Origin of the sequence: Bacillus sp. PAMC28571 (genome assembly GCF_014250435.1) — a bacterium.
Taxonomy (GTDB): Bacteria; Bacillota; Bacilli; order Bacillales; family Bacillaceae; genus Bacillus; species Bacillus safensis.
This window is the reverse complement of record NZ_CP060191.1, coordinates 3,750,422-3,776,664: the sequence shown is the minus strand read 5'-3', so window position 1 is coordinate 3,776,664 and position 26,243 is coordinate 3,750,422. Positions and strand designations below refer to the sequence as shown.

Below are 26,243 nucleotides of genomic sequence, written 5' to 3'. Positions count from 1 at the left end.
CAATGGTTACCCATTTTGGAAAAAACAAAAACACAACCCTCTGCATTTGTACTCGAAGAGGGTTGTGCGTTTCATCAAGCTAAAAGGTGTTATAAACATTTTCACACGTTTCGGCGGTTGGCTGATAAAAGCAATGCGACTTATACCTTGCCACAAACGGCTGATTGTACCAAGTCGCCGGACAATCGCCAGGCGGTTTAAAATACCAAAGGCTGAATTTTGCCGGCCAAAAACGTTCTCCGTTAATATTTCTCCGCGCAAGTGTTTTTTCCGTTTCTCGTGCTCGCTGATAGAAGTAACCATGCGTGACCGCTTCGAATGCATGCTCCTGATAAATCATTTGTGGAATCGTACGCAGCCCTTTAAAGTCAGAGCAGTTGGCACGCAAACGATTGATGCCCACGTTTCCTACGAGCAGCATCCCTCGCCTCCCTTCACCTTCTGCCTCCGCTCTCAGCAGTCTGGCCATTAAATCAATATCAGAGCTTGTCGCTCTTACCACTGCCATACCTCCACCTCCAGTTCGTTTCTCTTTTATTTTATGTAGCGTTTCTGTGTAGATGACTGCCATTTTGACATGAAAAAGCACGTTCAGTGTCGGCAGCCTGTCTAAATTTGCTGGACATGTGTCTCGCTGCCAACAACACTCAAACCAAGTGACCATATACATAACAGGAAGAAATATTCATTACTATATACTCATTTACAAGTCATAAAAATCCTTCTAATTGCGACATCATCTTCAAAAACAGTCATTTGAACCTATTCAATAATCCGACTCAAAACCTTAAAATATAAAATGTTGAGTTTCTACAGGAGATATCAAATAATAAATTACAAGTTTCTCCTCTCAACTTAGTGTCATTTTTACTACTTGAAGCCAATCAACCTCGGAAACGCACTGAGGTATTGACAGTACTTTCGCTTCATTCTACAGTAAAAAACATACAGTATTTTTCTTTTTGTGCAAAAAGAATGATATGAACTACAGCTTTTCAATGAAATTCACCATAAACCCGAGGAGGAAAACACGCCATGTTTAAAAAGAAATTATCCCTGTTTCTTCTGATCTTGTGTGTAACTGTTGTCGCTGCTGCTTGTAGTGGTGGAAAAGACAAAACAGCTGCGAAAGAAAACGATACCAAAAAATCTCTTGATGCAGCAGAGGTAAAGGTAGAAAGTGCTGAATACACATTACCACCTCAATACGATACATCTGTACAGGATGATCAGTATGTACTAAAAGTGAATGTATCTGTAAAAAATATCAGCAAAGAGCCTCTCAATGTTGATAAAAGCAACTTCACGCTTTACCAAGATGACGCACAGGTATCTACAATCTCTCCAGATGACTATAACGAAGTATTATCTTCAAGCTCTTTAAATGCAGACAAAGTGACTAAAGGCGGTCTTTTCTTTGTTGTTGACAAAGACAAGGACTATCAGCTTGTTTACACAGAGCCAGGAAGCGGATCGAAAAAAGATGACAAGACATTAGAATTCGATATTAAAGGAAAAGACTTAATGAAAAAAGCAGATACACTACAAGCATCTGCAAAAGCTCTTTCTTCTTATATTGATGTGATGATTTTTGGTAAGAAAAACGATGATTTCGAAAAACTAACAGGTGATAACAAATCAACTGTTGTGAACGAATTTGATAAATCATTCAAACAAGGTTACATCACTTCATCAGGTATTTCTTCTAGCTCAGCGAAGGACGAAAACCTTGATAAGCTACTGAAAGCTGTGAAAGAAACATTAGCTGAAAAATCAAAAGTTTCAACAAAAACAAAATCCATCAGTGGTGATAAAGCTGTCGTGACTGTGACTCTTACACCAATCGATGCAAGTCCGCTTGTCGATCGTTTGAAAGAGAAAGCGACTGAGTTCTACAGCAAAAACCGTTCAGCTTCTTATGATGAAGCGCAAAAATACTTACTATCAATTTACCCAGATGAGTTTAAAAAATTAGGACCATCATCTTCTGAAGAAACAGTAGAAGTCAACATGAAGAAAAATGATATCGACCAATGGAAACTTGATTTGAACGACTACAAAACAAGCTCATTAGTTGAGAAATTCATCAAGAACTAAAGAAAAACCCCCGATTCCGGGGGTTTTTTGTTATGATTTATCACCTGGTTTGGTGATCGTGAACCCCCTCTATCATCAAAAACCAGAATATAGTCAAGTTATCTTACCCTTGACAACATTTCTTTCTATAATCAGTGTTCCATTTCTTTAGCTTGTCACTATGAGATATACAATCCTGATTATTCTTTTTTGTACTTAAGATTTTTTTCTGCTTATTTGAGTTAAAGATGTAGTGTAAACTCGAAGTAAAAAAGGTACTCCTCATTCTTTATTTCATACTGGTGCGGTGATTGTTGTTGCAGGAGCTGGTTATGTAATTGCTACAGAAGCCAGCAAGCACAGGAATAAAAAGTATAACCATTATGAAGCTATTATCCGAGGCGGAGTATATATTGGAAAAGGAATAAATAAGTCACAAGCAATTGCTAGAATGAAATCAAGAAAGGGTATTATTATTACTGGCATCCCCATAAAGAACTTCAAAAGCTCATGCTTTCTACGGAGGTCCTGTTAAATAGTTAATAGAGGTGAATAATGTATAATTACGAAAAGCTATATAAACAATATTTATATAAAAAAGATCAATTGATTTTTACTAAAGAACAAGTCGTTGAAATGATAACGTCTAAATTTCAAGCTAGAGAATTTTCAAAAACAAAGATTTTAGATTTAGTAAATGATGATCACTTTGAATATACTAAGATATATAAATGTTTTGTCATTGATGATCCGAGTATATTGATTCAATTGTTTTCGAATGAGGAAAAAAAGGATCATCGTGAACAAGTACTTCATAATCGTCTTCATCCGTTAAACCCCAAAAGAGTAAAAGAATGGGAGTATAATCACTTATTGCTTGATGAACAAGAAGGTAGAAGAATTGATATCATTTTAGAAAGTAAAGATGGATTATATGTTTCAGAATTTACCGTAAGAGATAGTTGCGAAAAGCTTAATAGGTATATAAATGCTTTAATTGAAGGTGCACTTATCGAAAATGGGTTAGAAGAATATCCTGATGGTATTCATGACGAGTATTTTCAATTTTTTTTAGAGAACTTGGATCAATTCGGTTTCTTAAACTGAAAAATACGATGATCGGCATTCACTTGAAAACGCCCTCTATCAAAGAGGGCGTTTCTTTATTTCGCAAGCATCCATTTCTCTTTCATAAACAAGCTTCTGACGATGACAAACAGGATGACGACTGCCAAGGCTGAGGAGCCGAGTGTCAGGGCGATGGACATTGGATCGATGATACCAAACATCAATTGCTTACACAGCGCATGAATATTGAGGAATGGGATGGCAAAGTAATACGTATCTAGCTGCGTAGCACCTGCTCTCATGGTAAAGAACATTGGGAGCACACCTAGCGTAATGATCATGGACATGTACGATTGCGCTTCTTTGACTGAACCCGACATCACACTGAGCAGCAATTCAATCATGGATACCATGAAGGAGAAGATGATTAACGCCGCAAACATAACGCCGATAATGCTCCACATTTGATCACCAAAGTTCAGAGCTTGCTTCAGCTTTTCTGTAAAGAGCAAAGTAGATAGAAGCAGCATCCCGATCGCCACAATCCCACTTAAAATACCGAACATAGAGACAGCGAGCCATTTTCCGATGAGAATCTGGAGTCTGCTGGCCGGCGTCAGAAACAACGCTTCAATGGATTTTCGGTCTTTTTCACCCGCTACAATATCAAGCGCTGCCGGCAAAGCACCTGAGATCACGGAGGTCACCAAAATCATTGGAAGGAGAATCGACAACAGCATAGCGGTCACTCCGTTTTCCCCTTCATCACCTTCTTCTACATCAACGGACTGCACTTCAAACGGATGAATAACGGACGTATCGATTTGATCCGCTGCTAAGCGCTTCTCGACCACCTGGTTTTGATACTGCTCCAGCAATGATTGCAGCATTTGAACGGTGATTACCGAATCATCATCTGTCGTATATCCATGAATTTTAATGGCGAATGGCTTTTGATGCTTGAGCATATCGCCAGCCTCTTTCGGCATTTCTAGGTAAGCATTTGCCTCCCCATCCTTGACGGCCTGCTGCGGATCATCAAATGTTTCAAGGTTTAGGTTTTTGACCTCTTTGATCATTTGGTTCATTTCGGCTGGAAGCTGTTCATTGATGGCGACTGTATAGGCTTTATCCCCTGGATCTGCAATCATGCTTTCATAAAAGAACACCAGCCCAAGCATGGTCAAAAGAGGAATCAGTACGGTTAAGAGCAACGTTTTTCGATCCCGTAGCGCATCTGTCATTTCTTTTAAAAAGACGGTTTTCCACATTATGAAATCCCCCTAGCGAGCTTCGACATAAAGATATAGTTCAAGTCTTCACTTTGTTCCTGTGTATATAATTCTGGAAGTGTGCCTTTATACACAAGCTCTCCTTGATGAATCATCATCACACTGTCACAAAGCTGGCTGACTTCTTCCATGATGTGGCTTGAAAAGAGGATCGTTTTATTTTGCTGCTTGAGCTGATGGATAAAATCTCTGAAAATATTACTCGACGTGATATCTAAGCCTGTTGTCGGCTCATCAAATAAAATAATGTCAGGATCATGAATTAACGTTCTGGCAATCGCCACCTTTTGTTTCATTCCTCTTGAGAATCCTTTCACCTTGCGATCCATGTATTGTCTCATCCCAAAACGCTTTGCCAAATCCTCTATTCTTGCTTTGATTTCATGCTGATCTAAGCCATATAATTTGCCAAAGTATTCAAGGTTTTCTCTTGCCGTCAAACGATCGTAAAGCCCCGTCTCTCCGCCAAACAAGACACCAATTCGCTTTTTCACTTCTGTTGCTTCTTTCACTGTATCAAAGCCTGCGACAGTGACTGTTCCGTGTGTAGGCTCTAATAATGTGGCTACGGCGCGCAATAATGTTGTTTTTCCTGCACCATTTTCTCCTAGAATGCCAACGACTTCCCCTTCCTTCACGGAGAACGTCATGTGTTTCATCGCTTTTACGACTTTTTTCTTATCTTTAAACCAGCAGCTGCAATCGCTGAGAGTAATCATGTGGTTCGCCCCTTTCAACTTTCTAAGTCTATGATAGAAAAAATAACGCTTGCCTGATATAAAAATGTCGCGAAACGTCCTTTTTCTGTCTTGAAATGATCTATTTCAAAAAAACAAATGGTAAAATAGACAAATAATAAGAATGGTCATAGGTGATTTTTATGATAAAAGTAGGTCTCGTCGACGATTACCGAGTAGATTTAGAAAAGCTGCACGCCATTGTAGGCAGGATGGAGGCTGTGGACATCGTCTTTGTCACGCAGTCAGCAGAGGATGCATATGAGAAGGTTAAAAAAGGAGACATTGATCTGTTGTTCGCTGACATTGAAATGCCTGGAATGTCCGGCTATGAATTAGCGGACCTCATTCACTCTCACGCACTGAATGTCGATGTGGTCTTTGTGACAGGAAACAGTGGGTATGCGGTCCATGCGTTTGATTTGAATGTACATGATTATATTATGAAGCCCTACCAAGCTGATCGAATTGCCAAATGCTTAGAGCGTTATCTGTTCACCAAGCAGGAGAAGAGCATTCATGGACGGCTTCTCATTAAGCAGCAGTCAGATATTCATGTGCTGCAGAAAAAGGATGTTATTTTTGTTGAGCGAACAGGCCGGTCAACAACTATCGTAACAACGACAGGAGATATCCAGACCTATCAGACATTAAATGAGCTAAAGGGCGATCTGGCTGAAAAGGATTTTATCCGCTCCCACCGATCGTTTATCATTAATATTCATTACATTAAGAATTTCTCGGCGTATGCTAAAAATTCGTATATCGTGTCTTTTGAAGGGACAGATAAAAAAGCCATGATGACCAAGCAGCAATTAGAATTCTTTAAGAAATACTATTTTTAAGGAGAACAAACGTGAACGCTTTCTATCTTGGATTTCGCATTTATGCTCTCATATGGTTAGGTCTTGCGTTTCATGCAGCTGCTGAAGCCTTTCTGCCGCTTTCATCCATTGTGTTGTGGCTTCTTACCTTTTGCGCGGTGTGTGTTTATACATTTTTCATGTACAAAAGATTTTTGCCTCATACGAGTGGTGATGTGATATTAGGCGCTTTTATACTCATTACCTGCACAGGCCTTTTGCTCTTTCTAACGCAACCGAATGAGCTGAGCTGTCTTTTGGCGCTCATCATGATGGTGACTGTCGATATCCTCTCGTTGAAGATGATGCAGACAGAGAAACAGTTAAATGGACGGCTTCAAGAGCTCATAAACGCAGAATCAAGAACCAATGAATTACTTCTTGAACTGCGCAGTAAACATCATGAAACAGCCAGACATTTAAATGCCTTTTCCGCGTCGAACGACGAGCATGAAATTAAAGATTTGATTCAGCAATACGTCAAACATTTCCCCTGGATTAAAGGAGAAAATGCATATTTAGCCTCAACTCTACATTCCTTTTTGGAGCGGGCTGAGAAAGAGGACATTGCACTTTCACTAGACCTTCAAGCACCCTTTTCATCGCTTCCTTTTTCAAAGGCGGATCAGGTTAGTTTTACTGGCAACCTGCTTGATAATGCTCTAGATGCAGCGATTGAAGCGAAGCAAGCCGGAAAAGAGGGAAGCATTTCGGTCACGACCTCTATTCGGAGCGGGCTATTTTTAATCCATTGTGAAAACAGCACAAAAGGTATGGAAAAACATGTGCTAGATCATTTGTTCAAAACTTTTGGCCGCTCGACAAAAGGCGGCGATCATCAAGGCATGGGGACGTATATCATTCAACAGCTTGTAGAAAAGGCAGACGGTACACTTGATTTCACTTACCGTTCTCCAAATTTGCGGCTCGTCATCAAAATCCCTCTCACCATGTCATAAAAAAAAGGTGCATAGCTGCACCTTTTTTTAGTGTTAAGAGAAGATCTTATCGATTTGATTGATTTCCTCTTCTGTTAATTGAACATCGTTTGTTTTTAGGTTTTGCAGCACTTGGTCTGCTCGTTTTGCTCCTGGAATAATCGCATCAATGCCATCCTGCGCTAAGAGCCAAGCGAGTGCGACGTGTGCTGTTTCTGCATTCTTTGATTGAGCAATGGCTTTCAGCTTGTCTACTTTTTCGAGATTTGAAAGGAATGCATCGCCTTGGAAAAGCGGGTCCTTTGCTCGAATATCATCAAATGTCGCATCTTTTGTAAATTTCCCAGTCAACAAGCCTGATGCCAATGGGAAATAAGGAATAAAGGAGATCCCATGCTCGACACAGTATGGAAGAAGATCCTGCTCTGCCTGACGTTTCAGCAGAGAATACTCCGATTGAAGCACGTCTAAGTAGCCATCTCGGTTAAAGGCTTGAAGCTGTTCAAAATCAAGGTTTGATGCACCGATTGCCCTGATTTTCCCTTCATCCTTCAATTCCTTTAATGTGCCTGCTACTTCTTCGAGCGGCGTGCGTCCATCCGGGAAATGCATATAGTACAAGTCAATATAATCAGTTTGCAGTCGTTTCAGGCTATTTTCGACCTGCCCTCTTAAGAAATCACGGCTGTTATCAAGTTCAATTTGGCCGTTTAATTCCTTATGAGCTCCTTTTGTCGCAAGGACAAGCTTTTCTCTGCCGCCTCTTTTGGCAATGATCTCACCGATTAATTCCTCTGAACGGCCCAGCCCATAAATAAAAGCAGAATCTAAGAAATTGACACCTTGATCAAGAGCCGTCTCCACAAGCTCCCGTCCAGCATCCTCACTAAGATTCGGGAATAAATTATGCCCGCCTACTGCATTCGTACCAAGCCCTATCGGATTTACCTGCAAATCAGTTCGTCCAAGCGTTACCTTTTTCAAAAGCTCATCTCCCTTATCTACATAATCATCCTTATTTTCCCACGAATCATTTCCAACATTCAAGTATACCGCTCTCTAAAATCAACCTGCAGGTGGACGCCGCGAAAATAGAAGATGCGTATGATGAAGATAGACTAAAACGAAAAGGAGATCTTGTCATGACCATTCAAATTGTCATCATTATGATTATTCTGCTTTTAAGAACAGGCAAGGAAAAAGAAATCCGCCCCATCAGGCTTCTCATAGGACCGCTCATTTTATTAGGCACACTCTCTTATTCCTTTACTCAGCATATTGAAATCACGGCGATGAGCCTGCTTGCAATGATTGTCTTTGCACTCACAGGTTTTGCAATCGGGCTATGGAGAGGTAAACTATACAAAGTAACATATGATCAACAGTCGGGGCGTATCACCGCCGCCAGCTCACTTTATGGAACACTTTTTTTCATCGGAATCATCCTTATCCGGATGACAGTAGGTTCAATTGTACAGGATGGCGGTCATTCCCTGATCATTTTCGCAAATGGCCTGACATTCCTTCCAATCGGCAGTATGATCGGCTTACGTTTTATTCTTTTAAAAAGATATATGAACATCAAAGCATCTGCTGCTATTAACTGACAGACAGGAGTTTTTGATATGAACCTTCAGCAGCCACTCAAGCTTTTAGGTCAAATAAGGCGGAAATTTGTATTAGGCCTTGTATTGACCTATATGTATATTCAAATGTATGAGCCCCTTTCAATAGGCGAATTGGTGTTTCGCACCTTCGTCTATTTGGTGTTTCTCCTTTGTCTTTTTCCAAAAAGCAAGCTGCCGCCTAAAAAGCAATTTTCTATGCTCCTCTTGATGTGGATTCTGACACATCTCTTGTGGCTGGTGACAGGTCAGATTCAAGACAGTATTGGACTGACCTTTTTTATGATCGGCTTTATCGCTTTTCGTTTTTCAGAGGCGCATCATCCCTATCTATTTGCTATCATCTTTTTCACCAGTGGGATCAGCTATTATATAAACGATTTTTCTTGGAACATGGTGATCACTCTCCCGCTATTCCAGCTGCTTGTGTATACACTTGTTTTGATTTCTAGAATGCGTCGGCGTGAACAGGAATTAAAGGAAGAACACTTCGGAGAACTGCAATTGGTTCACAAGGAATTATCAGAAGCCCATGAACAATTGAAAAAGGCGCATATGGAGCTTGAAGAAGCGACCGTTCAGTCACTCCAATTTGCAGTGCTGGAGGAGCGAAGCAGAATTGCACGTGACCTGCATGACAGTATCGGTCACCAATTAACCTCGATGATTGTCCAGCTGCAGTCTTTGCCCTACCGTTTAAAGCAGGAAGAACCAGAGCAGATGACGCAGACGTTTCAGGAGCTGATCCATATTTCTAAAAATTGTCTCACCGAAGTTCGTTCTGTGGTTCATCATATGGCGTCAGATGATGCAGGTCTCGGACTTGCCGGACTTCGCAGCCTCATCAAGCAAGGAGAGGTATCGGGAGAGCTTGACATTCACTTTCATACAGAGCAGCTTACGTATAAAAAATGGCCGCTCTCCGTATCTGAACTGCTTTACCGCATTTTACAAGAGGCCATCACCAATACAATTCGCCATGCCAAGGCGACCGCGATGACCATTACACTATCTAACGACCAGCATGAGCTGATGATGAACATTGAAGACGATGGATATTTGACCAGTGAAAAAGATATTTCATTTGGCTTTGGACTGTCAGGCATGAAGGCACGGTGTGACGCAGCAGGCGGTTCCCTCAAGACGGCCATACGCGAGCCGCACGGCTTTTGTATCCATGTTCAAATTCCTATCAAGGAGGACTCCGAGACATGACACACCCTATTAAGATTGGCATTATTGATGATCAGCCGCTGATCCGCCAAGGATTTCGTTATATTGCAAGCGCTCAAGAGGATATTGACGTCATATGGGAGGCGTCAGACGGTCAGGAGGCGGTTGAACTTTGCTCGATCAACACACCAGACGTACTGCTGATGGATGTACAAATGCCTGGAATGGATGGCATCACAGCAACAGAGCACATTTTAAAAAAGCATCCAGATGTAAAAGTTGTGATTCTCACGACCTTTGATACGGAAGAATACGTCTTTGACGGAATTCGTGCAGGGGCAGTCGGTTATTTGCTGAAGGATACAATGCCCGAGGAATTAATTGAGGCCATCCGTACCGCCTTTGCTGGTGAATCTGTCTTTCGAACGGCAGCCTCTGAGCACATGATGGCACGAGCTCTTCAGCAGGCAAATGATACACATCACACTCATCTACTTCACGAATCATTCACAGAACGTGAACGCGATGTATTACAGCAAATGGCCTATGGCTTAAAGAATGAAGACATTGCTGATCAATTATTTATCAGCAAAAGTACGGTAAAAACGCATGTGCACCGTATTTTACAAAAGCTCAATGCACAAGACCGTACACAGGCTGTCGTCTTCGCCATCCGGCACCGCCTCGTGAAATAAAAACTACCTTCACTTCAAGATTTTTATACAAAAAACATTTAAAACCTAAAATAAATCTATAAATCAATACTTATTAACTAGTATATTGTGCTTATTAAATTCCTTATTTTATAGGTGATTGTGTTAAAAACTATCAAAAATAGGGACTAAAACCTATTCCTCATCATGAATGAATTTCGATAGAATGAATAGTGCAAATCGTCATTAGGATATTTTCCCCTCTAACACCCGAATATACCAATCTATCTGTTTCTTTTTTCTTAGTCAGATAGCGGGAATGAATTGACGAAAGAAAAGCAAAGGAGCTTCAACTGTGAATCTTAAAAAAATAAGTGCACTCCTCATGATTTCATTCGTGATGATCATCTCTGCAGCATGCCAGAGCTCAGCCAAATCAACCGACGCTGATCAAAAGTCAACAAAAACAGCAGAGGTAAAAGTCAATAGCTACGAATATACGTTACCAGAAGACTCAACAACTACCCTGAGAGACAATGAATTGGTGCTAAAAGTCAATCTGACGATCACAAACAAAGGTGACAAAGCCCTTTCATTATATAACTCTGACTTCTCCCTTTATCAAGACGACGCCAAAGTATCTGATTTAAAATTCTACGGCAGCAAAGACCGTCTTGACCTTGGTTCATTGAACAAAGGCAAGTCACTTTCAGGAGCTCTTTATTTCCTAGTAGACAAAGGGAAGAAATATCAGTTCGTCTATCAGGACAGCATCAAGAAAAACAGTGATTCCATCCAAATCGACCTAGATGGAAACAAAATACTCGACTCAGCAAAAAAGCTGGATAACCCAGCAAAAGCATTATCCGCTTATACCGATATTATTGTTTTTGATAAAAAGAACGATGAATTCGCAGATTTAACGGGTGACAACCAATCGGATGTCGTCAATAAATACCATGAGATGTTTGTAAAAGACTTCAAAAGAAGTGCAGGAATATACGGAAATGAAGTGAGTGACCGAGATATTCTGTCGATGTACAAACGCATTCAAAACACCATGAAGGATAAAGCGAAAGTAGAAACAAGTGTGAAAACCATCTCTGATGACGAAGCAAAGGTTGTCGCTCAAGTAACAGGCATTGATGCTTCTAACTTAAAAGACAAGCTAGACAAGCAAAGAGACGAGTTTTACAACGGGAAAATCCGTTCTAAAGAAGAATTGTATAAAAAAAGCTTAAACATGTACGCATCTGAATTCGAAAAACTTCCTCCCGTTTCCAGCCCAGCTGAATATGAAGTGAAAATGAAACGTAATGGGGATGGTCAATGGAAAATTGACCTCAATGATTATAATACAGAGCAGTACATGAGCGGTTTTATTAAAACGAGATAATCTAAAAAAAGACGCTGGCCTCTGAAGGAGCCGCGTCTTTTTTAGATTATATTGTCGCCTCTTGCTCTTCTTTCACCGCTTTTTCGATATCTTTAAAACGGCTCGATACAGTCGACGCACTAATGCCATACTTTTTCGCTACTTGTGCTTGAGAAAGCGGGGCATCGCTTGCAAGTGAATGAATGTAGTATTCGATTCCGGCAGCAAATGACGCTGCTTTACGGATCACTGGTGATTTCTGATCACAGTAGGCTTTCCAAACCGTTAAAGCACCATCTGTCAGGCTTTGGTCACCGTGCTCCTTCATTCCGTCTTCAATCAGCTTAGCAGTTTCCAGCTGGACGTCACTTGCCCAGTCCATACGATCTGCTGATAGACCTGCATCACCTTCTGTTTGAGCAGGTGTTTCTGATTCTTCTACTTCTTGCTTCGCAAACATACACTTCAGCACATCAGGGAATGATTCTCTCATAAATGTGCTGCGCGCCCCTCCATTTGCTTCATATGCGTCAACAAGCTGGCGAACTTGAAGAAGAAGAGTATCTGTAAACTCTTTCGCAAACATCGTATATTGAATGAAAAACTCTGCCTTTTCTTCAAATTGAACAGGAAAACCAAGCACGAGACTTCCCTTTTCAGGCAGTACCGTTTGATCAGGTTTTACATCTACTTCAACCTTCTCCGCTGTTACCATATTCTCAAAGTAAAGAGACTCGTCCGTTTTTTCATTTAATAAAAGCAAAGATGGCTCCATGTCTGTCCAAGATTGGACCACTTGTCTTGTTTTCGGACGGGTAATATCTTCTGCTTTCTTTGTCAGGAACTCTTGGAAAATGGTCTCTTTCTGATCAGTTAATGGACGGAAGAAGATGCCCCATACACTCAAATGGAAAACTGAGATTTGTTGCGTTTCTTTATCCATATCTGCAAGGAAAGAAAACTCATTAATGAATTGATTGATCGCTCTCTGATGCTTAGAAAAAGCATAATTCATTAAATCCTTTTGAACTTGTACAGCTTCCTTAAACACAAGCTCAGACGTTTGTTCTCCGCCTGATTTTTGACCACAGCAATGTTTATATTTTTTTCCGCTTCCGCATGGGCAGAGCGCATTTCGTTTAATTTTTCCCAAAATAAAACCTCCGACATTCTAGTCTAACCTCACTATTTTAACAAACGATTGCACAGGAGGGTTTTATTTTCAAGAAAAAAGAAAAATCTGAATGATCAGTTAAATTATAAAATCACCTGAAGATCACGATAGATCATAGGAAAGACAGACTTTCTCTGTTTATTTTCTCCAATCATACCAACAGATTTTCTTCAGCTCATTCCTTCGAATAACTGCTTTGCCTCAAAATAAAAGATTTGAACGAATTTCTTCGTATTGACTCTGCCTGTCAATCCTGAGGGAGAAGATGTCTTCTGCATTTCTTTCATTCTTTGACTGACATCGGTAAAATCGAAAAACTTCGACGCGTAGTGCTCAAACTTAGGATTTGAGAAATCTGTTAATCCTAGTGAGGCAAAATGATTCAAGGAATGATGAATAGCTCGTCTAATCCGCTGCTCCGCCGCTTTCACTTCCCGCATCACCTCTACATCAGTTGCACCATGATCCAGTTTTCTTTCTGCTGTTTTAATAAACAGCTGCTTTAGCGGCGGGAAATTGACCTCATGAGAATTAGCTGACTGTGTTTCATGTAAGTAGATGAGTATCTCCAGTAAATCCTTAGAGCCGCTCTCGCCGACAATTCCCAGCTCAGATAAGAGGAATTCCCCGGCCTCTTTCATCGTTCTTCTCTTCGCCCCAGCGCCCGCACCTTGAGAAATGACAGGCTCTAATGGCAGCACGTGGCGAAGAGAGGCTTGTATATCGTATATCGATTTTTCCAGCTTGATACGCTCCATGACTTTTCGAATCACACTGACGATTTCAATGCGATTGACAGGCTTATGGATATAATATTCAATCCCTAGTTCATAGGCTTCTGCCATCATCTCTTTCGCCTCTACTTGGGAAATCATAATGACCTTGCCTTTGAATTCAGGGTGGATATGGCGGATGGTTTGAATGCCATCTCTAGCAGGCATTAAAAGATCAATCAAAAGGATGTCTACTTTCTTGAGGTTCAGCGAATGTGCCTCTAATCCAACTCCGTCACCCGCTTCATCTACGACCTCTCCCAAATCCTCATCCTCTATGATTTGACCTAAAATCGAGCGTATTGCACGATCATCATCTGCAATGAAGAATCGCATACACTCACCCTCTCTGTATTAAATTTTGTATAGGAAGGACAAGCAGAAAAGCTGTACCTTTTGTTTCTTTTTGTTCGATTTGAATCTGACCGCCAAGCTCTTGAACCAGCTCTCTCACATAGGATAAGCCAATTCCTGTAGACGGTGTTCCAAATGCATCAAATTTGGAGGTATACCCTGGATCAAACACAATCTCTCTCATTTTTATAGGAATCCCTGGTCCGTCATCTTCAATCCGAATCTCTATTTTATCATGACTTCCTTTCAATTCGAGTGAGATCATCCCGGTATCTTTTATTGCTTCGACTGCATTGGCCATTAAATTATTAATCAGCGATAAGAAAATAAACACATGATAATCATGCAGATGAATGCCCCTTATATCAGATGTAAAGGAGATGTTTTTCCCAAGAGATAAAGCATACTTCTCTTGAATGCGGATCACAATTTGAACAAGCTCCTCCGCCTTCATATAGTCTTGCATATTTTCCTTCGAAATCAGCTTTGAAAGCCCAGCATAAATACGCTGATTGTCCTTTTTCACTTCATGAATTTCTCCTGCGAGCTTTAACAGCTCCTGACTCACTTTTTTCCCTGCTTCGTGTTCATGCAGCAGACGATAAAGCCGGTATGATTCCTGTGTAATATGCTCTGTATGTTTTAACGTTTTCTTTAAATGCACCGTTTCTTCATATAAATTCGAAATGACCATCATCATATGCTCATTTTGTTTCATGATCTGCTTTTCTCTTGATTGAGCCTCATACAGCTTCATCATATTAAAAAAACTGATCACCACAAAGCTATGAGCAAACGCAATGAGGAACATATCGCTCAGCTTTGATAAGGTCATCGTTGTATCAAACACTAGAAATTGTACAAACAGCTCGACAAAATCAGCAACTAATTCGATCATCAGACCGATGATCCCAATGAAAATAGAGCGCTGTTTAAAGCGTCCCGTACGGACTGCAAAAAACAGGAAAGCATAAGTGAAATAGAAAAAGAAGCTTGGGAATTGCTGATAAAATGATGAAGCCAGATCAGCATTCTGCTGAATCAAATCTAAACCTACCCGAAAAAGCACAATGGCTGCGCCTGTTAAAAATCCCGGCAATAGCGGTCTAGATTTTCTTAAGAGTAATAAGCAAAAGAAAAACGCAGGTGCGCCAAAGCTGATGCGAAACGTCTCATTCACAGGATAAAACTTCAGCTCTCCTGCAAGCGGCACAATGACCATCATAAAAATTAAAATGAATGCGTCCTTTTTGACAAGCTGATTTAAACTCAAATGACTGACATCCCTTCCCCTGTTTGCATAGCCACAGTATACAAGGAGACTCTTTTCTCCACAATGTACAAAAAAATAATTTTCACTGCTCCTTTTATCCTCAAAATCCGTTTTTATGACTATTCTCCGGGACAGCAAGGTGACCTTTCAGCTATTCACTGTTTTGATCATTGACGACAATAATAGGAATTGTTTAGACAATCATCGACAGACTGATTTTTATTTGTAAGTTTTTCTGTAGATTTACGTCAGATTGTGTAGTTTCCAAGATAAATTGAATGAATAATTTTAGTGAAACTATATGTAAGCGTTTTCTTAATTTTCACTAAAAACCCTTTTTGTTTTTCCGCCGACAATGCCTTCATTTGTACATATATTTAGGTGTAAAGGAGTGGTGCAAGCAGCGCATGACAAGTTCTTTGAAGATGTGTAACATGTTTTCGTGCCTATTTGATCGCATTTTTTGTCATCCGCCAATTCAATAGGGTACTTTTTGATTTTTGATTGGAGGAATCGTATGAAAACAGCAATTTCTAAAAATACACAACACGCATGCCAGTCTTCTGTTGATCAATGGGCAGAAGAAATACGTCCGTATTACACAAACGGGCAGAATGCTGGCTACATTCCAGCACTTGGAAAAGTGAATTCCTCTCAACTTGGTATCAGCGTGATAGGCCCAGATGGATCATCTGTACGATATGGTGATTGGGACGTTCCCTTTACCCTGCAAAGTATCTCAAAAGTCATCAGCTTTATAGCTGCCTGTTTAGGAAGAGGCGTACCTTACGTCTTGGATCGGGTAGATGTAGAGCCAACTGGTGATGCTTTTAATTCCATCTACCGTCTTGAGATGCATAAACCAGGGAAGCCCTTTAATCCAATGATTAATGCTGGAGCTATTACCGTATCCTCCATCCTTCCCGGAAAGACTTCTACAGAAAAGCTAGCATATATTTTCGATTTAATCGAAAACTTAATAGGTAAGCGTCCTTCTGTTAATGAAGAGGTTTATCAATCAGAATGGGCAACTGCGCACCGAAATCGGGCACTTGCTTATTATTTAAAGGAAACCAATTATTTAGAATCGGATGTCGAGGACACGTTAGAAGTGTATTTAAAGCAATGTTCCATTGAGGTCACAACAGAGGACATCGCCTTGATTGGACTGATTATATCAAGTGATGGCTACCATCCCTTTAAACAAGTCCAAGTCATCCCAAAGGATATCGCCAGACTAACAAAAGCATTGATGCTGACATGCGGCATGTATAATGCGTCTGGGAATTTTGCTGCTTTTGTAGGCGTTCCAGCCAAAAGTGGTGTTTCTGGAGGAATTATGGCTTGCGTTCCGCCAAGCGCAAGAAGAGAGTTTCCGTTTCAGACAGGCTGTGGAATTGGCATTTATGGTCCTGCCATTGACGATTGCGGAAATAGTATTACCGGTGTCATGATGCTGAAAAAGCTCGCCAAAGAGTGGGATCTCAGTATTTTTTAAAAAGAACAGTGATGAATTCGAAGAGGTGATGTTATGAACGAAAAAGCTTTGCTATCTTATTTAACACATACAAATGATTTTATTTGGACTTATATTGTGATTGCTCTGTTACTTGGTGTTGGGGTGTACTTCACATATAGAACACGCTTCCTGCAAGTGAGAATGATCAAAGAAATGCTGCGTGTCCTGAAGGAAGGAAGAAAAGAAAAAGAGGGAATATCACCGTTCCAAGCATTTGCCATCAGTATGGCAGCACGTGTAGGGACAGGGAATATCACAGGGATTGCTATCGCTATTGCCATTGGCGGCCCTGGTGCCATCTTTTGGATGTGGATCGTAGCCATTATCGGATCTGCTTCAAGTTTCGTTGAAAGTACACTAGCTCAAGTATATAAAGTAAAAGACAAAACAGGTTTCCGCGGTGGACCTGCTTATTACATGGAAAAAGGGTTAAACAAGCGCTGGATGGGGATTTTATTTGCGATCCTGATTACGATTTCTTTTGGAATCGTCTTTAATGCGGTTCAATCAAATACGATCACTGTCGCTTTTAAAAACTCCTTCGGTTTAGACCGTTTAACCGTCGGTATTGTGATGGCTGTCATTTTTGCAGCGATCATTTTCAAAGGAATCCAAGCGATCGCAAAGGCTTCTGAATACATTGTCGTTGTGCTTGCGGTTGCTTACATCGGAATTGCGTTCTTTGTTATTGTCACAAATATCACGGAACTTCCTGGTGTCATCAGCACGATTGTGAAACACGCCTTCGGGTTTGAACAGTTTGCTGGCGGTACGCTAGGCGGTGCCTTATTACAAGGGATTAAACGCGGTCTCTTCTCAAATGAAGCCGGTATGGGTAGTGCACCTAACGCAGCAGCAACGGCTGTCACAAGCCACCCTGTTAAACAAGGATTAATCCAAGCATTCGGCGTGTTAACAGATACGTTAATTATTTGTACAAGCACAGCCTTCCTTGTTCTGTTTTCTGATGCGTATAAAACAACAAACCTGCAAGGGATTGAATTAACACAGGCTTCTCTTAGTCAGCATATTGGACCATGGGCCTCTGGCTTCCTTGCCATCATGATTTTCCTATTCGCGTTTAGTACATTGATCGGTAACTATTACTATGGGGAAACGAACATTGAATTCCTTGGAGCGAACAAAATTTGGCTTAACATCTATCGAATTGCCGTTATTGGAATGGTTCTGTTCGGTGCGGTTGCCACTGTTCCTCTCGTTTGGGGTCTAGCCGATCTCTTCATGGGACTCATGGTCATCGTCAACCTCATCGCCATTACCATGCTGTCTAAGGTCGCCTTCGCAGCACTGAAGGACTACACAAGACAGAAAAAAGAAGGCAAAGATCCTGTTTTCTATAAAAATGCCGTTCCAAACAATGAGAAAATTGAATGCTGGGACGACGAACCTGCTGCATTGAAAAAGAATCAAATCGGATAAATCAAAAAAGCTCTGGTCAACTGATCAGAGCTTTTTTCTTTATGTCAAAAATTCAAGTATGAGTTTGTTGACAACCTCTGGTTTCTCATGATTGATCCAATGAGAGGCATCATCGACAAAGATCAGCTGGCCATTTGGACAGATCTTTATCGTTTCCTTCGCCAACTTTCTGCTTAAAAATTTGTCCTCCATCCCCCAGATCATGCGAACAGGAACGAGAATTCGTTTGGAAATTGGCTTTTCAAAGCCGCCTTTTTTGATGGCTCGATACCAATTCAGCATTGAGGTCAAGGCGCCTGGCTGCGTCCAAGCGAGCTTGTAGCTTGAGACATCTTCCTTCGTGAACAAATGCGGTCTTGCCGTCAGCCCAATGGCTTCATCCAGCTTTTGAAAATGATTTTCTTGAAGTGCTGCCTCTGGAGCATTCGGAAGCTGAAAAAAAGCGATATAGGAGCTTTTCTTCCACTGCGGCGGATAAAAAGGAAGAACCTTCATCATCACCCGCGGATGCGGCATATTGACAATGATTAATTTCTCGACATATTGAGAACGGGTTGAAGCCAAATGCCAAGCAACAGCTCCGCCCCAGTCATGTCCGCCGACAATCGCCTTTTGGTTCGGGCTCAGCGTCTTGATCAAACCCACAATATCATCTCTCAGTTTATCTAATACGTAGGATTCGACTCCTTCTGGCTTGTCACTTAGATGGTAGCCTCTTTGATCAGGAACAACAACACGATAGCCTGCCTCAGCCAAGGGGATGATTTGATTTTTCCAGCCGTACCAAAACTCAGGAAACCCGTGGAGCAGCACAAGCAGCGGGCCATTTTCTGGTCCAGCCATTGCTGTATGAAGTGTTACACCATTTGTTTGGATTGATTGAAACTCAATTTGTTCCATTCCTTTGCCACCCTTCTCCTTGTCCTTTTATTCTTCCAACATAGCATATTTTCCATTTTTCAGAAAATAAAAACACTCACAAAAAAACCTTCACACTCGTGAAGGTACAGATTGTTGACAAAGGGCTAAAATGATCTTGATTTTACCCCTTTGTCTTCTTTTCAGCGTGATAGAAAACCTTTGAAGTCTAGGAAGGACGAGCAGCGGAGCGGAGCGAATTTGACATTCGTGAGCACCGGAGCGCAGACCTGACACCGAATGCGAAGGTTTGTCTACACGCTGAAACTTCACACTCGTGAAGGTCTTCGTCTATTTCATATAATTCAGAACCCAGATCAACCCATTTTTCCGGTCCTGTACTTGTCCGTGAAGTGCGCCAAAGAAGGTATCCTGTAATTCGACCAGTACATCTCCATCAGCTTCCAGCGCTTCATAGACAGCCTTTAGTTCTTCTTCATTGTCAAACTGCATGATCAATCTGAGATTCTCTGGCTTTGGCGTGCGTCCAAATGTATCTGAAAAATGAAGCAGTGATTCCCCAAGGTGCAATTCAGCATGCAGGACACGGTCTTGATGTTCATTTAAGATATGAATATCCCCACCAAAAATCCCTTGATAATATTGAAGAGATTCTTTCACATCTTCTACAACAATATAAGGACTAACACTAATCATATCCCTCATCCTCCTCTTGTTCCGTTCATCATCTCTTTTATAGCTTATCCCAAATCGTATGAAAAAAGGCACAAATCGTCAACGGATTTGCACCTTTTTCTCATGAAGATTTCGCTAATTCACTATGTTTGTTTGAATACGCTGCATACATGACGACACCGATTAACAGCCAAACCCCAAAGTAAAGCCATGTCCGGCCTGGTAAGTTGAGCATAAGGAACAAGCAGCAGCCCATTGAAATAATCGGCAAAACCGGCACAAAAGGAACCCTGAAGCCCCTCTCAAGCTGCTGATGTGTCTTTCTCAAAATAAGCACAGATAAACTGACCATTGCAAACGTTAATAACGCACCGATATTCGCTAAGTTGGACAGATCCTTCAAATCAATAAAGCCTGAAATAACAGCTGTCATTCCACCAATCATCCATATGCTAGCAACAGGCGTATCGCTTTTGTTTGTTTTTGAAAACACTTTAGGCAAAAGTCCGTCTCGGCCCATCGCATAGGCAATTCGAGTTGCTGCATAATTATTGGCGAAAATCACAGCCATCAATCCAATGACTGCACCAACAGAAATAATACCAGCCACGCTATTTTGATGTACACTTTGCAGGACATATGACATAGCCTCTGTGACATTCAGCTGTGTATAGTGCACCATGCCTGTCATGACCAAACAAACGACAATGTAAATGATCGTACAAATAAGTAATGAACCTATGATCCCAATTGGCAGGTTCCGCTGCGGATTTTTCACCTCTTCTGCTGAAGCAGAAATTGCATCAAACCCTAAAAAGGCAAAAAATACAGCAGCAGCACCGGCAATGACACCTTCTGCGCCAAACGGCATAAACGGCTGCCAATTGGATGGCTGTACATAAAAGCCGCCTACTACAATGAAAAGAACAATAATACCGAGTTTCACAAATACCATGATATTATTAAATTTTTTACTTTCCTTCGTTCCTCTAGATAAGATCCACGCAATCAGTAAAGCAATGATAATCGCCGGCAGATTCATATATCCGCCTTGCTCCGGCCCCGCTAAAAATTGATGCGGAATCGAAATTCCAAATCCCTCAAGCAGGCTGTTGAAATAACTCGACCAGCCGCTGGCGACAGCTGAAGCAGTCAGCATATAAACAGACAATAAGGTCCAGCCCATCAAATGGCCTACAAGCTCGCCCATGGTCGTATATGAATAAATGTACGCACTGCCGAATACAGGAAGCGCTGAAGCCATTTCTGCATAACAAAGTGCTGCCAAACTGCACACAATGGCTGCAATCGCAAAGGAGAAAATAACAGCCGGTCCTGCATCCTTAGCCGCTGTTATACCAGTTAACACCATAACCCCTGTGCCAATCACTGCCCCTATACCAAGAAGCGTGAGATCGAGCCCGCCCAGTGTTTTCTTTACCTTTTGCTGTCTGCTCTGTTCCAACAAATCGTGAACGTGTTTCTTACGAAGAATATGTCGCAAACCCTTTCCCTCCAAAACGTTAGAAAAACAAAAAATCATTCAAATTTCATTATAGCAGAATAGGTACTAAGCATTCACAACCAATTCACGTAAATCTTTCTTCATAATTTTACCAAGCTTGTTTTTTGGCAGATCACTGATGAAATGAATGGATGGCACTTTGTAATCTGCCAAACGTTCCTGACAATAGTTCACCACATCTTCTTCGCAGAAATCGGCGGATTCGTCTTTTACGATATATGCACTTGGCACTTCACCATATAATTCGTCCGGCACCCCGATGACAGCTGATTCAATCACACCTGGAATTTGTTCAATGACTTCTTCTACTTGATCAGGATAGATATTATCTCCACCGTATAAAATCACATCTTTGTATCTGCCTGTGATAAATAGAAACCCGTCTTCATCTAGATAGCCTGCATCTCCCATATAGAACCAGCCGTCTTTGAGCACCTTCGCAGTAGCGTCAGGCTGGTGATAATAGCCTAAGAAATAAAATGGGCTTCTCATGACGACTTCGCCAATTTCTCCAGCTGGCAGTGTTTCCTCAGTCTCAGGATGAACGATTTTCACTTCTACATCTGGATCCACTTTACCAGCAGAGCCCATTTTATCCTCGCCCATCGCAGGATGCCAAGCACTGACAACCCATGCTTCCGTGCTTCCGTAGCCATGCATCATCTGAATGCCTGCTTCTTTGTAGTCCTTAATCAAACGGACCGGCACCTTCGTACCGCCAGAAATCGCAATTTCAAAGGATGAAAGATCATACGAACCGCGTTTCATTTCTTCCAGCATGTACGTATAAGCTGATGGGAAAGCCATCATGAACGTAATTCTTTCTTTTTCAATTGTTTCTAAAATGCGCTTCGGTGTTGCATCATGTAAGAAAACAAGCGTATACCCTTCAATCGCAGCGGCGATCAGGTGATTAATTGAACTCATATGATAGAGAGGGTGACTCGCCAAGTACCGCTTTCCTTTCAAATCAAATCCTCGATTCCCGCGTCTTGATAAAAATTGATAGATTCGTCCATGTCCGACCATACAGCCTTTTGGATTCCCCGTTGTCCCAGAGGTAAATAAGATCATCGCTAGATCCTCTTCTGATACCTCTTCCGCAAGATCACTGCCATCATTTGAAGCCAATATGTCTTCAAACAGCTGCGTTGTTTTCGCATTTACACCAGATTCCACCATGAGGCAGTTGTCTAAAGACACATTCACCGCAGCAATCACATCACGGAATTCTCGGTCAAAAAATAAAGCCTTTGGCTCTGCTTTTTTCAAAATACCTTCCAGCTCAAAAGAAGTAAGCTGCCAGCTAAGCGGAACTGCGACTGCACCTGCTTTAATGGCTGCCAGCATAATCGTTGAAAAGTGATGATGGTTTTGACAAATAAAGCAAACGCGGTCACCTTTTCGAATTCCTTTTTGATGTAAGTAATGTGCAAGCTGGTCGATGCGTTTTGCATATTCTTCAAATGTATAAGACACCCCTCCGCCAGTTACCGCCTCAATTTGTGAAGAGCGCTCCATTCTGTCGTTTAGTAATGCCTGTAAAGTATTCAATATCTTCATCTCCAAACGTTTGATTTCCAATAGCCAATTTCCAGCGAATTGGGTTGGCAGATTTTATCTCATTCACATTCTAAAATAAAAACAGCTGAAAGTAAAATCATTTCATTTTGGAATTGTTCTTTATATTAATTGATAATATAGGTAATTTTATAGCCGTCTTCCATTTTGGTTTAAATCATGTTGATTATTATGATAAGATAGACCTAGTAATTGATCGGAAATGCGAATGCAATAGGAAAAGAGGTATGGAGAATGCAACATTTCGAGCTAGAGGCAAGTTTGTTAGACCATGCACTGACAAAGTATTTAAAGGCGACGAAACAAATAGATGAAGAAAATATTCCGAAAAACGTCACGAATGTTAAAGGGTTTATTTTACGTATCATCTACCGCCATCAATCATGTACTGTGAAAAATATTCTGCAGGAAGTTTCATTATCTCCCTCTGCAACAACGACCGCTCTCAATCACTTAGAAGACGAAGGGCTGATCATCCGCTCTCGAAATAATAATGACCGCCGTACTGTGTGGATTGAACTCTCTGAATCGGGTGAACAAATTGCTAAACAAATGATCGACAATCGCCAGCTGCTTGTGAATCAATTGTTCAACCACCTTTCAGAGGAAGATAAAAAAACATTTTTTGAATTAATCGAAAAAATGATGGACGAGCACACATTAAAGGCTTAGGAATTACTCCTAAGCCTTTAAATTTTCGACAAAGGGCTAATAGCCCTTTGTCTTCTTTTCAGCGTCATAGAAAACCTTTGCAGTCTAGGAAGGACGAGTACCGGAGCGGAGCGAATTGGGCATTCGTGAGCACCGGCACGCAGACCTGACACCGAATGCGAGGGTTTGTCTACACGCTGAGGCTTAGGAATACTCCTAAGCCTTCTTTTTATGGCTTTAAAACGACCTTTATACAATCATCCTGTTTGTCATTGAAGATGTGGTACGCATGTGCAGCTTCATCTAATGGTAATTTGTGAGTGATAATGGCTCTAGGATCAATTTCACCGCTTGTCACTTTTTGATAGAGCTTTGACATGTATCCTCTCGCCGGGGCTTGGCCCATTTTCAGGGTGACGTTTCTTGCGAAAAAAGCGCCTAATGGAAACATGTTGTACAGGCCGCCGTACACACCCGTCATCTGCACTGTTCCACATTTGCGAACGGCTTTTGTGGCAATTTGAATGGGTCCGATCGTTCCGCCTTGCAGCTTGAGCTTTTGCTCAATTTTTTCAAGCGGCGACTTCTTTCCATCCATTCCCACACAATCAATCACAACATCGGCTCCGCCCTTGGTGAGCTCCTTTAACGTTTCTCCCATGTCGGGATCTTCTGTAAAGTCAAAGACCTCAACGCCGCTCATTCGTTTTGCATGCCGCAGGCGGTAATCAATGTAATCGACGGCAATCACACGTTCTGCTCCTTTTTGCCAAGCAAATTGCTGCGCCATTAACCCAACAGGTCCGCAGCCTAGCACGATGACCGTATCGCCTTTTTTCACACCTGCGTGCTCTACACTCCAATAGGCGGTTGGGAGGACATCTGATAAGAACAGCAATTGTTCATCCTCCAGCTCACAATCTTCTGGGATCTTAAACGGTGTATAGTTGCCAAAAGGTACGCGTAAATACTCTGCCTGTCCTCCGGGGTAATTCCCATATTTCTCACTATAGCCAAAAAGTCCACCCGAATCGTAGTGCGGGTTTGAGTTGTCACATTGGCTTTCTAAGTGATGATCGCAATATTGGCATTTACCACATGCAACTGTAAATGGAATGACGACACGGTCTCCCTTTTTTACGGCTGTGACATCCGGGCCAACTTCCTCCACAATCCCCATTGGTTCATGCCCAATCACATAGCCGATTGGAAGCGGGAAATTCCCCTGATACAAATGTAAATCTGATCCACAAATTGCTGTTGATGTAATACGTATGATCACATCTTCCCGATCTTGAATCGACGGTGCATCTACTTTCTTCACTGCAATGCTATTTTTCCCTTGATAAGTAACAGCTCTCACATGGATTTCCTCCTTTAGCTCAAGTCATCTTTACATAGCTTCACCTTGAATGAATGGTTCATTCATCAAATGAGAAATTTATGTGGAGGAGGCAAAAAACAAAAAAAGCCTGTCGATTGTTTCGACAGACTCCTGATGTCGTGTAACGCGTTACACACTTATTCCTTCTCGACAAAAAACAAATCATATTGAGTTGAAGTCTCCCGATTGAACATGAAATTCCCTTCTTGAATAAAATAGGGGCATATATTTGGGCTTGGAGATTCTTCAAACTGCTCATACACCTGCTCAATTTCTCCTGGAAGCAGCAAAACCAACATTTTATTTGAATGAGACACAAATTCATAAGAGTGGATCGTATCCGGCGGGATATAGACAAAGTCCCCCGGCATCAAGCAAATATCCTCTCCGTTCAAATGAAGGTTCATCTTCCCTTCAACACAATAGATTGCTTCTGTATGAACTTGATGATAATGCGGCGGGAAATATTTCTCCTTCGCTCCTTCAACCACAAAATGACTGAATCCGCCTCCTGTTGTTTCTACTGTTGCAATCAGCTCATGAATTTGACCATCAATGATGTATTGCTTCCCTTCACCAGCCTCTAATACATAAGGCTGTACCTCGTGAGGAAGCTGACTATGAAATAAAACGGAGGGCCTCGTTGTATTAGACAGTTCTCTGATTCCATGCATCAGGATGATATCGCTTTCTTTTTCAGCCTGCTGAAAACTGGCTGCATCGAAAGCATAATGAGTCATAGACCATTCATTCTGAAAAAGCCTCTTCCCAATTTGCTGATAGACATCTGTCATTTTTCCGCCCAGCGTATATGAAATAAATCTTGTTTTATGACTATGCATTCTGTAGCCATGAATCGTTTTGGGCGGGATATGAATATAATCAAAGGCTGTGACCATGTATTTTTTACCGTCCAGCATCACTTCAAGCTTTCCTTCCAGCACAAAAATGGTTTCAAATAAGTGCTCATGACAGTGCAGCGGGAAATATGCTCCTTTCCCACCTGTGATTAAGGCAAGCTCAAACAGCTGATTCGTTTGATTTGCTTCTGCCAGCATATGAACAAGCTGATTCTCCAGCCCATACATCTTTCCGGAACCAGACACGGTATAAAAAGGGGTACCTTCGGATTGCTTCATCGATTGCGGTTGCTCCGACATCCCATCACTCCTCATGACAAATTGACTATCTATATTATATAGACCAATTGATATA

24 protein-coding genes are annotated in these 26,243 nt (G+C 41.4%); 11 read left to right on the top strand and 13 right to left on the bottom strand.

From position 1 onward, the window contains the following. Window positions 1–79 precede the first annotated feature (79 nt). Window positions 80–508 carry a cell wall hydrolase gene (locus tag H7F25_RS19165; RefSeq protein WP_024424361.1) on the bottom strand — a complete coding sequence of 143 codons (429 nt, stop codon included), beginning with the start codon at window positions 506–508 and terminating at the stop codon, window positions 80–82. A gap of 527 nt (window positions 509–1,035) precedes the next feature. Here H7F25_RS19165 and H7F25_RS19160 point away from each other — a divergent pair. Beyond that, complete coding sequence (locus H7F25_RS19160) at window positions 1,036–2,097, top strand: DUF4352 domain-containing protein (protein WP_024424362.1); 1,062 nt, start codon at window positions 1,036–1,038, stop codon at window positions 2,095–2,097. Window positions 2,098–2,631: 534 nt separating this feature from the next. Beyond that, complete coding sequence (locus tag H7F25_RS19155; RefSeq protein WP_185854060.1) at window positions 2,632–3,183, top strand: hypothetical protein; 552 nt, start codon at window positions 2,632–2,634, stop codon at window positions 3,181–3,183. A gap of 56 nt (window positions 3,184–3,239) precedes the next feature. Here the strand turns inward: H7F25_RS19155 and H7F25_RS19150 are convergent, their stop codons facing one another. Together H7F25_RS19150 and H7F25_RS19145 are read right to left on the bottom strand one after the other, a co-directional pair. Continuing rightward, window positions 3,240–4,415 (bottom strand): ABC transporter permease, encoded by a 1,176-nt coding sequence (locus tag H7F25_RS19150; protein WP_024424364.1) that lies wholly within the window; start codon window positions 4,413–4,415, stop codon window positions 3,240–3,242. Continuing rightward, the gene (locus H7F25_RS19145; protein ID WP_024424365.1) at window positions 4,415–5,155 is read right to left on the bottom strand and encodes an ATP-binding cassette domain-containing protein; all 741 of its coding nucleotides are present in this window, start codon (window positions 5,153–5,155) and stop codon (window positions 4,415–4,417) included. Before H7F25_RS19145 ends, H7F25_RS19150 begins: the two co-directional genes overlap by 1 nt. 161 nt (window positions 5,156–5,316) lie before the next feature. On the opposite strand from H7F25_RS19145, the gene H7F25_RS19140 reads away from it, so the two are divergent. After that, window positions 5,317–6,018: a LytR/AlgR family response regulator transcription factor gene (locus H7F25_RS19140; RefSeq protein WP_171463914.1), complete on the top strand. Its 702-nt coding sequence runs from the start codon at window positions 5,317–5,319 to the stop codon at window positions 6,016–6,018. An 11-nt stretch (window positions 6,019–6,029) separates the two neighbouring features. Beyond that, window positions 6,030–6,995 (top strand): sensor histidine kinase, encoded by a 966-nt coding sequence (locus tag H7F25_RS19135; RefSeq protein ID WP_171463913.1) that lies wholly within the window; start codon window positions 6,030–6,032, stop codon window positions 6,993–6,995. 33 nt (window positions 6,996–7,028) lie between these two features. Here H7F25_RS19135 and H7F25_RS19130 read toward each other — a convergent pair whose 3' ends face one another. Next, window positions 7,029–7,958, bottom strand: coding sequence for an aldo/keto reductase (locus H7F25_RS19130; protein ID WP_171463912.1), 930 nt, complete (start codon window positions 7,956–7,958; stop codon window positions 7,029–7,031). 158 nt (window positions 7,959–8,116) lie between these two features. Here H7F25_RS19130 and H7F25_RS19125 point away from each other — a divergent pair, with 158 nt between their 5' ends. The 4 genes from H7F25_RS19125 to H7F25_RS19110 all read left to right on the top strand — a co-directional run bounded on the left by H7F25_RS19125 (window position 8,117) and on the right by H7F25_RS19110 (window position 11,821). Continuing rightward, window positions 8,117–8,581: a DUF1453 domain-containing protein gene (locus H7F25_RS19125; RefSeq protein WP_225315555.1), complete on the top strand. Its 465-nt coding sequence runs from the start codon at window positions 8,117–8,119 to the stop codon at window positions 8,579–8,581. 18 nt (window positions 8,582–8,599) lie between these two features. Continuing rightward, window positions 8,600–9,814, top strand: coding sequence for a sensor histidine kinase (locus tag H7F25_RS19120; RefSeq protein WP_103132619.1), 1,215 nt, complete (start codon window positions 8,600–8,602; stop codon window positions 9,812–9,814). Beyond that, window positions 9,811–10,467 carry a response regulator gene (locus H7F25_RS19115; protein ID WP_024424371.1) on the top strand — a complete coding sequence of 219 codons (657 nt, stop codon included), beginning with the start codon at window positions 9,811–9,813 and terminating at the stop codon, window positions 10,465–10,467. The genes H7F25_RS19120 and H7F25_RS19115 overlap by 4 nt, the downstream gene beginning before the upstream one ends. 313 nt (window positions 10,468–10,780) lie before the next feature. Further along, a complete protein-coding gene (locus tag H7F25_RS19110; protein ID WP_056764972.1) occupies window positions 10,781–11,821 on the top strand; it encodes a DUF4352 domain-containing protein in 1,041 nt (346 codons plus the stop codon). Between the two features lie 46 nt (window positions 11,822–11,867). Here the strand turns inward: H7F25_RS19110 and H7F25_RS19105 are convergent, their stop codons facing one another. The 3 genes from H7F25_RS19105 to H7F25_RS19095 all read right to left on the bottom strand — a co-directional run bounded on the left by H7F25_RS19105 (window position 11,868) and on the right by H7F25_RS19095 (window position 15,374). Then, complete coding sequence (locus H7F25_RS19105) at window positions 11,868–12,953, bottom strand: SEC-C metal-binding domain-containing protein (protein WP_056764969.1); 1,086 nt, start codon at window positions 12,951–12,953, stop codon at window positions 11,868–11,870. A gap of 191 nt (window positions 12,954–13,144) precedes the next feature. Then, window positions 13,145–14,083 (bottom strand): response regulator, encoded by a 939-nt coding sequence (locus H7F25_RS19100; RefSeq protein ID WP_024427214.1) that lies wholly within the window; start codon window positions 14,081–14,083, stop codon window positions 13,145–13,147. A 4-nt stretch (window positions 14,084–14,087) separates the two neighbouring features. Beyond that, complete coding sequence (locus tag H7F25_RS19095; protein ID WP_313770563.1) at window positions 14,088–15,374, bottom strand: ATP-binding protein; 1,287 nt, start codon at window positions 15,372–15,374, stop codon at window positions 14,088–14,090. A 517-nt stretch (window positions 15,375–15,891) separates the two neighbouring features. On the opposite strand from H7F25_RS19095, the gene H7F25_RS19090 reads away from it, so the two are divergent. Both H7F25_RS19090 and H7F25_RS19085 read left to right on the top strand, forming a co-directional pair. Then, on the top strand, window positions 15,892–16,872 hold the full coding sequence (locus tag H7F25_RS19090) for a glutaminase (protein ID WP_024427212.1): 981 nt from the start codon (window positions 15,892–15,894) through the stop codon (window positions 16,870–16,872). A 33-nt stretch (window positions 16,873–16,905) separates the two neighbouring features. Continuing rightward, window positions 16,906–18,333, top strand: a complete 1,428-nt coding sequence (locus tag H7F25_RS19085) for an alanine/glycine:cation symporter family protein (protein ID WP_024427211.1) — start codon at window positions 16,906–16,908, stop codon at window positions 18,331–18,333. Window positions 18,334–18,372: 39 nt separating this feature from the next. Here H7F25_RS19085 and H7F25_RS19080 read toward each other — a convergent pair whose 3' ends face one another. From H7F25_RS19080 to H7F25_RS19065, 4 genes are all read right to left on the bottom strand, one after another. Beyond that, window positions 18,373–19,233 (bottom strand): alpha/beta fold hydrolase, encoded by an 861-nt coding sequence (locus H7F25_RS19080; RefSeq protein WP_024427419.1) that lies wholly within the window; start codon window positions 19,231–19,233, stop codon window positions 18,373–18,375. Window positions 19,234–19,542: 309 nt separating this feature from the next. Continuing rightward, on the bottom strand, window positions 19,543–19,908 hold the full coding sequence (locus tag H7F25_RS19075; protein ID WP_024424379.1) for a VOC family protein: 366 nt from the start codon (window positions 19,906–19,908) through the stop codon (window positions 19,543–19,545). A 100-nt stretch (window positions 19,909–20,008) separates the two neighbouring features. Continuing rightward, the gene (locus H7F25_RS19070; RefSeq protein WP_024424380.1) at window positions 20,009–21,391 is read right to left on the bottom strand and encodes an amino acid permease; all 1,383 of its coding nucleotides are present in this window, start codon (window positions 21,389–21,391) and stop codon (window positions 20,009–20,011) included. 66 nt (window positions 21,392–21,457) lie between these two features. Beyond that, window positions 21,458–22,966 (bottom strand): class I adenylate-forming enzyme family protein, encoded by a 1,509-nt coding sequence (locus H7F25_RS19065; protein ID WP_185854059.1) that lies wholly within the window; start codon window positions 22,964–22,966, stop codon window positions 21,458–21,460. 261 nt (window positions 22,967–23,227) lie between these two features. Here H7F25_RS19065 and H7F25_RS19060 point away from each other — a divergent pair, with 261 nt between their 5' ends. Further along, the gene (locus tag H7F25_RS19060; protein WP_012008812.1) at window positions 23,228–23,665 is read left to right on the top strand and encodes a MarR family winged helix-turn-helix transcriptional regulator; all 438 of its coding nucleotides are present in this window, start codon (window positions 23,228–23,230) and stop codon (window positions 23,663–23,665) included. 208 nt (window positions 23,666–23,873) lie between these two features. Here H7F25_RS19060 and H7F25_RS19055 read toward each other — a convergent pair whose 3' ends face one another. Both H7F25_RS19055 and H7F25_RS19050 read right to left on the bottom strand, forming a co-directional pair. Continuing rightward, on the bottom strand, window positions 23,874–25,007 hold the full coding sequence (locus tag H7F25_RS19055) for a zinc-dependent alcohol dehydrogenase (protein WP_024424382.1): 1,134 nt from the start codon (window positions 25,005–25,007) through the stop codon (window positions 23,874–23,876). Window positions 25,008–25,165: 158 nt separating this feature from the next. Next, window positions 25,166–26,188, bottom strand: a complete 1,023-nt coding sequence (locus H7F25_RS19050; protein WP_185854058.1) for a quercetin 2,3-dioxygenase — start codon at window positions 26,186–26,188, stop codon at window positions 25,166–25,168. Window positions 26,189–26,243 lie beyond the last annotated feature (55 nt).

Excerpts from the sequence above, each read along its gene's own strand:
- H7F25_RS19080 (WP_024427419.1), bottom strand. The coding sequence starts at position 19,233 with ATGGAACAAATTGAGTTTCAATCAATCCAAACAAATGGTGTAACACTT.
- H7F25_RS19140 (WP_171463914.1), top strand. The coding sequence starts at position 5,317 with ATGATAAAAGTAGGTCTCGTCGACGATTACCGAGTAGATTTAGAAAAG.
- H7F25_RS19050 (WP_185854058.1), bottom strand. The coding sequence starts at position 26,188 with ATGTCGGAGCAACCGCAATCGATGAAGCAATCCGAAGGTACCCCTTTT.
- H7F25_RS19115 (WP_024424371.1), top strand. The coding sequence starts at position 9,811 with ATGACACACCCTATTAAGATTGGCATTATTGATGATCAGCCGCTGATC.
- H7F25_RS19150 (WP_024424364.1), bottom strand. The coding sequence starts at position 4,415 with ATGTGGAAAACCGTCTTTTTAAAAGAAATGACAGATGCGCTACGGGAT.
- H7F25_RS19100 (WP_024427214.1), bottom strand. The coding sequence starts at position 14,083 with ATGCGATTCTTCATTGCAGATGATGATCGTGCAATACGCTCGATTTTA.
- H7F25_RS19145 (WP_024424365.1), bottom strand. The coding sequence starts at position 5,155 with ATGATTACTCTCAGCGATTGCAGCTGCTGGTTTAAAGATAAGAAAAAA.
- H7F25_RS19165 (WP_024424361.1), bottom strand. The coding sequence starts at position 508 with ATGGCAGTGGTAAGAGCGACAAGCTCTGATATTGATTTAATGGCCAGA.
- H7F25_RS19120 (WP_103132619.1), top strand. The coding sequence starts at position 8,600 with ATGAACCTTCAGCAGCCACTCAAGCTTTTAGGTCAAATAAGGCGGAAA.
- H7F25_RS19160 (WP_024424362.1), top strand. The coding sequence starts at position 1,036 with ATGTTTAAAAAGAAATTATCCCTGTTTCTTCTGATCTTGTGTGTAACT.
- H7F25_RS19075 (WP_024424379.1), bottom strand. The coding sequence starts at position 19,908 with ATGATTAGTGTTAGTCCTTATATTGTTGTAGAAGATGTGAAAGAATCT.
- H7F25_RS19090 (WP_024427212.1), top strand. The coding sequence starts at position 15,892 with ATGAAAACAGCAATTTCTAAAAATACACAACACGCATGCCAGTCTTCT.
- H7F25_RS19155 (WP_185854060.1), top strand. The coding sequence starts at position 2,632 with ATGTATAATTACGAAAAGCTATATAAACAATATTTATATAAAAAAGAT.
- H7F25_RS19060 (WP_012008812.1), top strand. The coding sequence starts at position 23,228 with ATGCAACATTTCGAGCTAGAGGCAAGTTTGTTAGACCATGCACTGACA.
- H7F25_RS19085 (WP_024427211.1), top strand. The coding sequence starts at position 16,906 with ATGAACGAAAAAGCTTTGCTATCTTATTTAACACATACAAATGATTTT.
- H7F25_RS19125 (WP_225315555.1), top strand. The coding sequence starts at position 8,117 with ATGACCATTCAAATTGTCATCATTATGATTATTCTGCTTTTAAGAACA.